Below are 12,590 nucleotides of genomic sequence, written 5' to 3'. Positions count from 1 at the left end.
AAGTTTGAGGTGAATTTGCAATGACATCGTCGAATGATCTGCGTTTCCAGAACAGCGAACCCCGCATTCATTCCACGGCCCAACTGAAATCCGTCAAGCTGGGGCGATATGCCGATATTGGCGAACGCGTGATTCTTCGTGAAGTCACGGTCGGTGACTTCACCTATTTCGAGCGAAACGGTGAGGGGATTTATGCCGAGATCGGCAAGTTCTGTTCTATTGCCGCGAATGTTCGCATCAACGCTCTCGAACACCCGATGGAGCGGCTGACGACTCATAAAATCAGCTATCGGCCGAATGAATATTTTCGCTATCTGGGCGTTGATGGAGAGTTCCGGGCAAGGCGTCAGGCGCAGCGCGTGGTCATCGGCAACGATGTATGGATTGGTCATGGTGCGGTCATCACGCCGGGCGTTCGGATCGGTCATGGGGCAGTGATTGGTGCGAATGCGGTCGTAACAAAGGATGTGCCACCCTATCATGTGGTCGGTGGTGTTCCTGCCCGTTTCATCCGCAAACGCTTCGACAATGCCATCATAGAACGGCTGCTTGAGCTCGAATGGTGGAACTGGCCGGTGGAAAAGCTCTATGAAGCAGTGCCGGACATTCAGACGCTCGAAATCGAAGCTTTTCTTGAGAAATGGAGCGGTTGAGTTCCAGCCCTTGCAAAGCCGCAATTGTTCACCCACCTTCGCATCACAACAGTTCTGGAGGCTGGAAGATATGGTCGGACTGAAGCGTTTTGCCGGGTTGTTGCTTGCTCCCATGCTGGTCGTTGCCGCTTCGGCGGCGCCGGCGGAAGAAGTTGGCAAGGTTGGCGTCGACTGGCTTGGAAACGATATCGTCATCGATGCGGTGCAGGACCCGAAAGTGCAGGGCGTAACCTGTCATCTGGCGTCGTTTTCGCGCGGCATGATCGACCGGCTGCAGAAAGGCAACTGGTTCGAGGACCCGTCCAATGCGTCCATCTCATGCGAGCAGACAGGGCCGATCACCATTGGAAATATCGAGCTTGGCAAGGGTGGAGAACGGGTTTTCTCCGAACGCACGAGCTTGATCTGGAAGAAGCTTGTCATCACGCGCATATACGACAAGACAAACAATACGCTGCTTTATCTCGCCCATGCGACGCAGGTTCAGGACGGTTCAGCGAAAACGTCGCTTTCAACCGTGCCGCTTTACAAGGGTGATGTCACATGGGCGAAGGGCAAGCCGGAATAGTCCGGCTGCCCTGATCCTTCATCTGTGATGGAAGCTAGATCGGCTGGACGAAACTGTCGAGAACGCGCTTCTGTCCGGCCTTGTCAAAATCAATGGTCAGCTTGTTGCCATCGATAAGCGAGATCGTGCCATTTCCGAACTTGATATGGAACACGCGGTCGCCAAGCTTGAAGGTCGATGGCTTGTCAGCCACCGACTTGGCCACCAGTTCACCGTCAATCGTGCGTCCCTTTACGGAGCCGCGCCCGGCACCAAAGCCGGAATCGGTCTCGCCATAGCCGATGCGTTCCACTTTGCTGCCCGAACGAGAACCCCAGTTGTTGCGTGTGGCATCAGACCGGTTCTGCTGCGCACGCTGCCAGCCGGGCGTCGAATAGGAGTTCTGGAACGGATCGGCCTTGTCGAAGCGGGACTGTCCATAGCTGCTGCCATAACCGCCGTAATTGCCTTCCAGCTCGGCCACTTCCACATGTGCTTCCGGCAACTCTTCCAGAAAACGGGAAGGAATGGTCGATTGCCACATGCCGTGGATGCGTCGGTTGGAAACAAACCAGATATGCAGGTTCTTCTTGGCGCGGGTCACGCCGACATAGGCGAGGCGGCGCTCTTCCTCAAGGCCGGAACGTCCGCCTTCATCAAGCGCACGCTGGTGCGGAAACAAGCCTTCTTCCCAGCCGGGAAGGAAAACAGTTTCAAATTCCAGACCTTTGGCCGAATGCAGCGTCATGATGTTGACGGCATCCAGATCCTCGTTCTGTTCGGCATCCATGACGAGTGCGACGTGCTCTAGGAATCCACGCAGGCTCTCATATTCCTCCATGGAACGGATCAGTTCCTTGAGGTTTTCAAGTCGGCCTGGCGCTTCTGCCGATTTATCGTTCTGCCACATGGCCGTATAGCCGGATTCATCCAGAATGGTTTCGGCCAGTTCCGTATGCGGCGTGTTGTCGATCAGGGACTGCCAGCGCAAGAAGTTTTCGACCACTTCGCGCAGTGCCGAGCGTGGCTTCGGCTTCAATTCCTCGGTTTCAATGAGATCGCAGGCCGCCGAGAACATGGAAATATCGCGTGCGCGGGCATAATCGTGGATTTGACGGATCGCGGCTTCGCCCAGACCACGCTTAGGCGTGTTGATGATGCGTTCCAGTGCCAGATCGTCGGCCGGTTGCGCGACGACGCGCAGATAGGCCATCGCATCACGGATTTCGAGCCGCTCGTAGAAGCGCGGGCCGCCGATGACGCGATAGTTGAGGCCGAGCGTGACAAAACGGTCTTCGAACTCACGCATCTGGAAGGAAGCACGGACGAGGATCGCCATGTTGTTGAGGAGGTGCCCCTGACGCTGGGCCTGCTCTATGGCTTCGCCGACAGCACGGGCTTCCTCTTCCGAATCCCACGCTGCGTGAACTTTTACCTTCGGATCGTCAGGATTGGGGGCTTCGGTAAACAGCGTTTTGCCAAGGCGGCCCTCATTATGCGCAATCAGGTGGGCGGCTGCGCCGAGGATATGTGCCGTGGAGCGATAGTTGCGCTCAAGCTTGATGACGACTGCGCCCGGAAAATCCTTTTCGAAGCGAAGAATATTGTCCACTTCCGCTCCGCGCCAGCCGTAAATCGACTGGTCGTCGTCGCCGACGCAACACAGATTGACTTTATCTCCGCTCACGCCGAATTCGCTGCGCTCATCGGCTCCGCGGGGTCCTTCGGACGCCCGAGCAGTCTGTACGGGTGAGTTTTCGGCTGGCGTTGGCACGGTCATCCGCGATTTAGGTCTTTGCGCCAGCAGACGCAGCCACAAATATTGTGCGGTATTCGTGTCCTGATATTCGTCCACCAGAATGTAGCGGAACTTCGCGTGATATTCGCGCAGGATATCCGGATGATTGCGGAAGATACGGATCGGATGCAGCAGAAGATCGCCGAAATCGCAGGCGTTCAATGTGCGCAGGCGCTCCTGATAGGCCTGATAAAGCTCGCGTCCGCGACCGTTGCCGAACGAGCGCGCATCGCCTTCGGGAATATCGGAGGGCCCGAATCCCTTGTTCTTCCAGCCATCGATCATGTTGGCGAAAGTGCGGGCGGGCCAGCGCTTGTCATCAAGCCCTTCAGCCTGAATGAGCTGTTTGATGAGGCGGATCACGTCATCGGTATCGAGGATCGTGAAATCCGATGTCAGATTTGCAAGTTCCGCATGGCGGCGCAAAAGCTTGACACCGATCGAGTGGAACGTGCCAAGCCATGGCATGCCTTCGACCGCGCCACCAACCAGATGACCGATGCGCTCTTTCATTTCGCGCGCGGCCTTGTTCGTGAAAGTCACGGCGAGGATCTGGCTTGGATAGGCAAGGCCGGTGGTCAGAATATGTGCGATACGCGTTGTCAGAACGCGCGTTTTTCCCGTGCCCGCACCGGCAAGTACCAGAACAGGACCCTCTGTCGTCAGAACAGCCTGGCGCTGTTCCGGGTTCAGCCCTTTCAGGTAATCGGGTTCGCCACGCTGCTGGTTGCGTGCTGCCATGGCACGTGCGGCAATGCCACCGGGAGCAGGCGTGCGGCCTGCCGGAGCGTCGTCATCGCCGAAAAACGGCATATCGTCGGGAAAGTCAGACATTTGACCCGAATGTAATGATTCGTGGCTGAAAGACCAGCGAAAGGGTTAAAATATTCGACTACTCTAATTGAGTGACGCGACGATCCGTAAAGTTCAGGCGATGCGAGGCCAGTGCTTCAACCAGTCCACGCAGTTCCGGTTCGCGCTGCAACAGATCGTCGAGTTCCGTCATCTGGTTCATCGCGATCAGCCGCAGAATGTCGTCCCGGATGGTCCCGTCAGCACGCCGTGGCAGATGGGCAACCGGTTGGATCAGTTCAACCTTCTGGCCCTTGAGCCTTGCGCGCAGGCTTTTTTCGTCGGCACTTAGCGTTTCCACGAATGCGTAGATGCCGACGCCCTTGGCTGGCAGCGAGTAAAGCGCAAGAGCTACATCCGTGACACGCGGATCGGATTTGAGGGCCGCCTGAATAGCTGGTCCTTCATTATCGATCCGGTCGCCGGTGCCTTCACCGTCCGACCAGCTGAAAATGCCGCGCGTGATGAAGTTGTAAACTTTCTTGCCTGTCGCCAGCCAGATGCGCGACGGCAGCGAACGGCGTGCCAGAATGCGCTTTTCTGTTGGTGTCATCATGTCTTTTGCGAAAGCGCGCTTCTGCTTGATGAGATGGCGGAAGTCTTCATAGGCCATCAGGCGATAGAGGGCGCCACGACGACGATGCACGCTTGCAAGCTGGAAATCGATGACTGCAGCTTCACCTTCAGGCGTCATAAGCCAGTTTTGCGGTTTGGCGAGATCGTTGTGGGTGACACCAAGACGGCGCATGTCGCGCAGGATGCGATGCGCGGTGCGATACCATTTCGGATCAGAAGGCCGCGCAAGATGCAGCGGTGTGCCTTCCGTCCAGGATCGATACAGCCCGTCCTTGTCGGTGGCGAGGAGCTGCGGGACACCTTCAATGCCGCGTACCGTCTTGAGACCGCGGATTTCACGCCGGGCCAATATCCATGCCAGCGGCTTCGACCACCAGGGAGCAGCGCTTACGACGCGACGGATGATACGAGTGTCGGGATCGCCTACGAAGTAGCCGGCATGGGTTTCCGAGAACACGTCGCGCTTGAACACGGCGGTTTCGACAAATTCCGGTATTTGATCGCCTTTCAAAGGCACATCTATATTGGGGTTCTGAACCATAAGGCTCCACTAGCCGCTTGTGTTCGATCAATCAAGTTTGATGGCGGACAACCCTTATTGCAATCACGTGATCGAAGGCGCACAAGGAACGCACAGATTTCGTGCGGCTCATCGGGGAAATGCAGAAAATGGCACAGGGCGACGACAGCAAACAGGCGATTGCGCAGATCATCCGGCAGGAACAGGCACTTATTTTTCCGTCATTTGACGAGAACGGCGCATTTGCGCTGGGCGCTCGCATTCGTGATATCGCCGTGAAGGAAAAGCTCGGCATTGCTACCGAAATTTCTCTGTGGGACCGGCAATTATTTTATGCGACGACCGCCGGAAGCACTGTGGATAATCAGGAGTGGTTGCGCCGCAAGTTCAATGTCGTGCGACGCTTTCATGCTTCGACCTATCGTCTTGTTCTGGAACAGAATCGCGACGATCGCATGTTTGCTCCTCATAAAGCATTGAATGTGGAAGATTACGCGCTCGCGGGTGGCGGATTTCCGATCCGCGTTTCCGGGGCCGGCGTGATCGGCGCCGTAATCGTATCGGGGCTGCCGCAGCGCGAGGACCATAATCTGGTTATCCGGGCTGTCGCCGAACACCTCGGGCAAGACCCGGTCGCATTGGCGTTGCCTGCTGTTTGAATATGAATTTCGGAGAATGAACGATGTCGCTTGAAAATGTTGTCGCGCTTGCACGCAATGAGAACGGTATTGCAGCAGCAGTGGGTATTCTCAAGCAGCGTTTCGGTGAGCGTGCGCAGACCGGTCAGGCTATCCGCGAGCAGCACGGCCACACGACGACCTATGTGCCGACACAGGCGCCAGACATCGTCATCTTTGCGGAGACTGCGCAGGAGGTGCAGGATGTGGTGCGTATCTGCGCTGAACATCGCGTTCCGGTTATCGCCTTCGGCGCCGGTTCGTCGCTCGAAGGCCAGGTGAATGCGCCCGCTGGTGGTGTCTCTCTTGACCTCACGCGCATGAACAAGGTGATTGCGGTGCACGCGGAAGATCTGGATTGCGTGGTGGAACCGGGCATTACGCGCCGGGAACTGAATGAATATTTGCGCGATACGGGACTGTTCTTTCCGATTGATCCGGGTGCCAATGCCACGCTGGGCGGCATGGCTTCCACCCGTGCGTCCGGTACGAATGCAGTGCGTTATGGGACCATGCGCGAGAATGTGCTGGCGCTGAAAGCCGTGATGCCCGATGGGCGGTTGATCGAGACTTCCAAGCGTGTGAAGAAGACGGCTGCGGGTTACGATCTCACGAGGCTGCTTGTCGGAGCCGAGGGAACGCTTGGCATCATCACCGAACTGACATTGAAACTACAGGGGATACCGCAGGCGATCTCCGGTGGTATCTGTCCTTTCCCGGATGTGGATTCGGCTTGCCGCACCGTGATTGAAACCATCCAGATGGGTATTCCGGTTGCGCGTATAGAGCTTGTGAATACGCTCCAGATGCAGGCGCTGATCCTCCACTCCAAACTGCCTTACGAGGCGCAGCCCTATCTGTTTGTCGAGTTCCACGGCACGGAAAATGGCGTGGCCGAACAGGCGGAATTGTTTGGAGAAATTGCTACTGGCAATGGCGGCGGTGAGTTCCGGTGGACGCACGATGCCGAGGAGCGTGACCGGCTCTGGCGGGCGCGTCACGACGCCTATCTTGCGTCCTTTCTGCTGAGACCCGGTTGCAAGGGCGTTTCCACCGATGTCTGTGTGCCGATTTCGCGTCTGGCCGATTGCATCGGCGAGACGGAAAAGGACCTTGCCGAAACAGGCCTTATAGCGCCGATTGTCGGGCATGTGGGGGATGGTAATTTCCACCTTCTCCTGCTTCTCGATACAGAAGATGCCAGCGAGATGGAGCGTGCCGAAGCTTTCATGGATAGGCTGGCCAAGCGCGCCATTGCCATGGAGGGAACCTGCACTGGCGAACATGGCATCGGGCAGGGCAAGATGAAGTATCTGGCCATGGAGCTGGGTGAAGCCACGGATTACATGCGGGCCATCAAGAAAGCGCTTGATCCCGACAACATCATGAATCCGGGCAAAATACTGATTTCGTGATTCAAATCAGCCGTTTGGACGGGTTTGCCAAGAATTTGATTCAGGCAGGCGTGCATATCGATATGGCTGCGATGCAATTTGCCTTGTTGTCGCCGGATCGATGCCGTTATGTTGCGCAGATAAAGACAGCGTGATTCACTCTTTGTTTCGCGTTAACTTGCAATCTGTTTGACCGGAGCTGGTTCTTGGGCCGCATATTCGTCATCGTCGGCGGGCTTCTCGTGCTGCTGTTGACGGCAGCACTTGTCGTGCCGCCTTTTGTTGACTGGAGCGGCTATCGTGCCGATTTCGAGCGCGAGGCGAGCCGTGTTCTGGGGCGCCCCGTCAAGGTCGCCGGTGACGTCAGCGCGCGGCTTTTGCCGTTTCCTTCCGTCGCGTTCTCTGATGTGCGTGTTGGGGCCGATGCAACTCATCCGGTGATGACCGTCGATACGTTTTCGATGGATGCTGAACTGATGCCGTTTCTACGCGGTCAGCTTCTGATTTTCGATATGCGTGTGGATCGTCCGCAGGCTACAATTTCTCTCGACAAAAGCGGCAAGGTTGATTGGGCAATCCGCCCGTCGACGCCGCTCGATCCGACGAAAATCAAGCTGGAACGGCTTTCCGTCAGTGACGGAACAATTACCCTTCGCGAACAGGCAAGCGGTCGTAGTCATACAGCTACCGAACTCAATGCCGTGATCTCGGCAAACAGCCTTGCAGGCCCGTGGCAGGCAAACGGAAGTCTCGTTCTTCAAGGCGAAAAGCTGGCAATCGACCTCACGAGTGGCGAGGCGAAGCCGGACGGGTCGCTGCGCGTTCGCGCACGTATTTCGCCGGAAGCAATCCCGGCTATTTTCGAGACCGATGGCGATGTGACCGTGACCGAAGGTCGGCTCGACTATGCCGGTGACTTTTCGCTTCGCTCTTCCGATATGGTTGCCAAGACGACTAAGGATCAGAAAACGCCGACGGAAACGCCCTTCTTCAGTGGCGTGCGCGTAACCGGTAAATTCAAGGCGGATCGCAATCGCTTCGATGCCGGCGAATTCCGGATGGAGCAGGGGCCTGCTGACAATCCTTATGTAGTGAATGGCAAGGCATTCATTGATTATGGCGACAAGCCGCGTTTCGAGGTCAGTGCCGATGGGCAGCAGCTTTTCTGGGGGCCGAATGAAGCCGCCAGCGAAGAACAATCCGGTTCCGCAATGCCGGTGGCTGATCGTATTACGATAGCACGCCGCGTTCTCGAGCAACTGCCCATTCCGACGATACCCGGCAATGTGGATTTGCGCCTTCCTGCCGTCATCGCGGGCGGCACAACAATACGCTCGGTCACAGTGAGCGCGGAACCCGACGGAAAGAACTGGAATATTCGTCAGTTCGCTGCCGATCTTCCGGGACGAACCAAGGTAGAAGCCAAGGGCACGCTCTCGGTTGGCAAGGATTTTGGCTTCAAGGGCGATATGCTCGTTGCCTCACGTCAGCCGTCCGGTCTGGCAAGCTGGCTCAACGAAACCGTTGACGATTCCGTGCGCAAGCTCGAAGGCGCGGGTTTTTCAGGACAGGTCGATCTTCGCGACGGAATGCAGCGGATCGATAATCTCGAAATTGCGTTGGGGAAGACGACACTCAAAGGCTCGTTCGTTCGCGAAGTGAAGGGGTTGGCGCAGCCAGCGATCACGTTGGCCCTCAATGGCAGCGCGGTTGAAAGCGAAGCGCTGCAAGCCTTTACAGCTTTTTTCTCCAGTGGTGATGGGCTGGGTTTTCTCGACGGTCAGTCGCTGAACCTGGCATTCAAGGCAGGGCCCGTCCGCTATCAGGACATGGAAGCCGGCAATGTCGACATAGCGCTTCGGCTGCATGATGGGCGCTTCGATTTCGACCGGCTGCTGGTCGGCGATGTAGCAGGTACAACGTTGACCGCAACGGGCACTTATGAGCCTTTTGCGAATACGCCGTCCGGCTCGCTCGATGCGACGATCCTGTCTGGTGACCTTTCGCGTTTCCTCTCGTTGATGGCCAATCGCTATCCGCAGCTCCCTCTGTTTCATGCGCTTTCGATCCGCGCGGCGAATTTTCCGGGGTTGTTCGAGGATAGCGAAATTAATGTCATTGCCAACGCGGTGGCACCGTCCGTGCCACAAGCCGACAAGGCGCCTGCAAAAGGCACGGCATCCAAGGGCAAGGGTGCCCGGCCTGTCGAGGCAAATATCAAAAACGCTCCCGGTGTCGGAGAATTTTCATTCAGCGTTACCGGAAAAACAGGCGGCATGAAGCTGGACCTTTCGGGCACAGCGAGCGGCGGCGAGGGTGAGAGCGAGCCGTTGCAGATGCAATTGAACGGCACGGCAATATCGGAACAAGGCGAGGCGGTACTCGCATTGATCGGCTTGCCCGCCTTGCCGCTTGGACTTGCCGGTGAACTCACTGCCGACCTGAGCATGCAGGGTGCGCCGAGCGCAGGCATGCGGACATTGCTCAAGCTCACGGCACCTGACGGGTCGGCTGTGGCAGATGGTGTTATTTCACTGGTCGGAGGGGATATCGCTGCCAGTGGCAAGGCCCAACTGAAGTCCGCCGATCTGCAACCGTTCATCGCAACGGCAGGTTTCGCACTGCCCGGATTTGGTGAAGGGCTTTCGGCAGACCTTGCCAGCGATTTTCAGTTTGCAAAGGGTATCTTGCGGTTCCCCAATCTCGCCGGAAAGCTGGATGGAGAAGATGTTTCCGCACGGCTGGAGGCCAACTTTGCCGATAGCGGTCTGCCGCAGTTGAAGGGGGAGGCCAAGCTCGCGACGCTTGAGGTCGCCAGTCTTGCAGCGATCATGCTTGGGCAGGATGCATTCGAGCCAGCAAAGCCCACTGCGAAGTCAATCTGGCCACGCGGAGCATTCGCGGTCCGCCCGTCACTGCCGCTGCTGCTGGACATGAAACTCAACGTGGCGCAGGCTCACATGGACGGATTTGGAACGGCCACGGACTTTTCCGCACGGCTTCTGAAGACCATGGACGGGCTCCAGTTGAATGAATTGACCGGCAATTGGGCTGGTGGATATCTCGTTGGCAACGTGTCTCTGAGCAATAGCGACAAGAACGCTATCCTCTCGACAGAGCTGAAATGGAGTGGCGCAAACCTCAAGGATTTTTACCAGCTAGCGAGTGGTACTGCGCCGCTTGGCGGTGTGGTGAAGGCTGCCGTTAATCTGAATGGCAGTGGCGAGAGCGTTGCGGCGCTGGTCGGATCGCTGGCCGGAACTGCAAGTTTTGACGTGGAGAATTTTACCGTCAATGGTCTGGATGGGACAGCATTACCTGCAATGATCGCGGCAGCCGATGCCACGGGCGACCAGTCTTCCGGTCCCGATAAGCTTGCTTCCAAACAATTTGTCGGCATTGCCGACAGGGCAACTGGGCAGGGTACATTTGCGCCCGGTAATGCGCGGTTTGACTTTACCGTCAGCGGCGGTGTCGCACGTATGGCTGCGGCAAATCTGAGTGATGGAAATGCTGCGCTTCTCAGCGATCTGCAGTTCGATCTGTCGACACTCGGAATTGGCGGAAACGGTACTTTGACATTTCAGAACGGGGATGGCGCCGATACTGGCATCTCGCCGCAGGTAGCCTTCTCGCTGGGTGGAAGCTACAGCGCGCCCGAGATGTCATTCGACAAGCAACCGCTCGTTCAGTTCCTGACCCAGCGTGCGCTCGAACGGGAACAGGAGCGTGTTGAATCCATGCAGGCGAGCCTGATGGAAAAGCAGCGTCTTCGTCGTCAGCTTGGGCTTTTCGAAGCGGATGAAGCGGAACGTGATCGTTCGCAGCGTGAGGACGAGGCGAGACGACGCGCCGAGGCCAGTGCGCGCGAAGTGGCTCGGAAAACCGCTGAGGAAGCCCAACGGCTTGAGGCAGAGAAACCCCAAGGTGAACCGGCTGGCGGATCGAAAAATCCCCTGGCATCGCCAGAGGACGGTCAATCCCTGAATGAATTCCTGAAAAGTTTGGAACCGACGCCTGCGCTACCAGCACCTCAGCCTTGAGTTATTTTGGACCTAAGCCAGTCGAGAACGTGGAGCCTGAGCGCGGAAGACAGATTGATTGACCTGTCACGCGTGCTGTCGATTTCGGCGATCAGAGCTGCCACGGAAAACTCCCGCTCGGCAGCAATCTCCTCAATAAGTTCGAAAAATGGGTCTTCAAGCGTGTAGCTGGTCGCGTGTCCCCGAATATTGACGGAATGTTTGCGTAATCGCCCAGACGAGTTCACTTTGTCTCGTCCGACTCATCGTTCTTTTCCAGACGGTTCCGATCCAGAAAACGTTCGGCTTTCGTTGCTTCCGTACGAGCGAAGGCTTTTTCAGTCTTCGTTCGACCGAATTGAACGCGGTTCTGGTCAGCCTGCTTTTCTTTTTCAGCGCGGGCTTTCTGCTTTTTGAACTGCCTGAGATTGACGATGTCGCTCATGGAACCACGCGGAAATGTTGAGGCTTCTGAAAAAATACTGCGTTTCGGTTCGATCTAGCAAGCTCGTAATAGGCTGGCATTTATTTCTGGGGGTCCTTCGGATTGGTAAACCACCAGATGGCCAAGGACACCAGGATTAGGAGTATGAGCCCTACTGTCATCTGCAGAAGAGGAAAGTTGGGTTCGTCCTTTGCCACAAAGAAGGCGGCTACGATACCGCTTATCCACAATACTGCCTGAGCAATTGCACGAATCATCGAACTCAATCCTGAACTGGTTGCCGTCAGAACAGAGTATAAAACGCCTGCTTGTTTTTCACCATTGATCACGATCAACAGTGAAACGGAACTGTCCAATCAAACAATCAGACGAAACCAGCAGGAGCTCTGGCACATTCTTCACATGAGGATGGAGCGCGCGGAATTACTTCTTCCGAAAGGCATCCAGAGAAACAACATCGGCAGAAGGTTTGGCTTCCTTGTCGGCGCCATCATCTGCATTGCTGTCTTTGGCCGCGGCGGCTTCTTTTTCGGCAGCAGTCTTGCGCGACTTCGATTTGGGCTTTTCTGCCTTCTCGACCGGTGCTTCTGTCGGGAGGATTTCGATAGGGGCTACATTGCCGCCTTCGTCATTGTCGCTTTCAGGCTGTGCGACCGCGACATCGAACTCGAGTTCGAAATTGACCGAAGGGTCGTAGAAGCCGCGGACGGCAGAAAAAGGCACTGTAAGCTTTTCAGGAATATCACCGAACGACAGGCCAACTTCGAACAGCTGATCTGTAACCAGCATGTCCCAGAACTGATGCTGCAAAACGATTGTCATCTGCTCGGGATATTTCTCCTTCAGGCGCGAGGAAATTCGCACACCGGGCGCTCCAGTCAGGAACGTGATGAAGAAATGATGGTTACCTGGCAAGCCAGCCTTGGCCACTTCCGCAAGAACCTTGCGAATGACGCCGCGTAGGGCTTCCTGAGCGAGAATATCGTAACGGATTAGGTCCTGTACCATGGTTTGCTTATCCCACGGATTCGGAGGTCGATGTCAAGTTCGTTCTCGCAGGAACCGATGATATATGACCTGAAAAAGCGACAGGGCGATGCCTGTGG

General features: G+C 56.4%; 10 protein-coding genes. 5 read left to right on the top strand and 5 right to left on the bottom strand.

Annotated features, from left to right (window positions below; all coding sequences use genetic code 11):
* Positions 1-20: 20 nt before the first annotated feature.
* Both F9K94_RS04415 and F9K94_RS04410 read left to right on the top strand, forming a co-directional pair.
* Positions 21-653, top strand: a complete 633-nt coding sequence (locus F9K94_RS04415; RefSeq protein WP_151643859.1) for a DapH/DapD/GlmU-related protein — start codon at positions 21-23, stop codon at positions 651-653.
* A 70-nt stretch (positions 654-723) separates the two neighbouring features.
* Entirely contained in the window at positions 724-1,221 is a 498-nt protein-coding gene (locus tag F9K94_RS04410) for a CreA family protein (protein ID WP_151643857.1), read from the top strand.
* Positions 1,222-1,255: 34 nt separating this feature from the next.
* Here F9K94_RS04410 and F9K94_RS04405 read toward each other — a convergent pair whose 3' ends face one another.
* A complete protein-coding gene (locus F9K94_RS04405; protein WP_151643855.1) occupies positions 1,256-3,832 on the bottom strand; it encodes an ATP-dependent helicase in 2,577 nt (858 codons plus the stop codon).
* Between the two features lie 58 nt (positions 3,833-3,890).
* On the bottom strand, positions 3,891-4,967 hold the full coding sequence (locus tag F9K94_RS04400) for a serine/threonine protein kinase (protein WP_151643853.1): 1,077 nt from the start codon (positions 4,965-4,967) through the stop codon (positions 3,891-3,893).
* A gap of 128 nt (positions 4,968-5,095) precedes the next feature.
* On the opposite strand from F9K94_RS04400, the gene F9K94_RS04395 reads away from it, so the two are divergent.
* The 3 genes from F9K94_RS04395 to F9K94_RS04385 all read left to right on the top strand — a co-directional run bounded on the left by F9K94_RS04395 (position 5,096) and on the right by F9K94_RS04385 (position 11,060).
* A complete protein-coding gene (locus F9K94_RS04395; RefSeq protein ID WP_104755955.1) occupies positions 5,096-5,605 on the top strand; it encodes a heme-degrading domain-containing protein in 510 nt (169 codons plus the stop codon).
* Positions 5,606-5,628: 23 nt separating this feature from the next.
* Positions 5,629-7,038 (top strand): FAD-binding oxidoreductase, encoded by a 1,410-nt coding sequence (locus tag F9K94_RS04390; RefSeq protein ID WP_151643851.1) that lies wholly within the window; start codon positions 5,629-5,631, stop codon positions 7,036-7,038.
* 185 nt (positions 7,039-7,223) lie between these two features.
* Entirely contained in the window at positions 7,224-11,060 is a 3,837-nt protein-coding gene (locus F9K94_RS04385; protein WP_151643849.1) for an AsmA family protein, read from the top strand.
* On the opposite strand, the gene F9K94_RS04380 is transcribed toward F9K94_RS04385, so the two are convergent.
* The 3 genes from F9K94_RS04380 to F9K94_RS04365 form a co-directional block, all read right to left on the bottom strand.
* Positions 11,051-11,287 (bottom strand): ribbon-helix-helix domain-containing protein, encoded by a 237-nt coding sequence (locus tag F9K94_RS04380; RefSeq protein ID WP_151643847.1) that lies wholly within the window; start codon positions 11,285-11,287, stop codon positions 11,051-11,053. The genes F9K94_RS04385 and F9K94_RS04380 overlap by 10 nt on opposite strands.
* Complete coding sequence (locus F9K94_RS04375; protein ID WP_151643845.1) at positions 11,284-11,484, bottom strand: DUF4169 family protein; 201 nt, start codon at positions 11,482-11,484, stop codon at positions 11,284-11,286. The genes F9K94_RS04380 and F9K94_RS04375 overlap by 4 nt, the downstream gene beginning before the upstream one ends.
* Positions 11,485-11,907: 423 nt before the next feature.
* Positions 11,908-12,492 (bottom strand): SspB family protein, encoded by a 585-nt coding sequence (locus tag F9K94_RS04365; protein WP_151557315.1) that lies wholly within the window; start codon positions 12,490-12,492, stop codon positions 11,908-11,910.
* Positions 12,493-12,590: the final 98 nt, after the last annotated feature.

Source organism: Brucella tritici (assembly GCF_008932285.1).
In the GTDB taxonomy this organism is placed as follows: Bacteria; Pseudomonadota; Alphaproteobacteria; order Rhizobiales; family Rhizobiaceae; genus Brucella; species Brucella tritici.
This window is presented reverse-complemented; position numbering and strand designations above follow the sequence as displayed.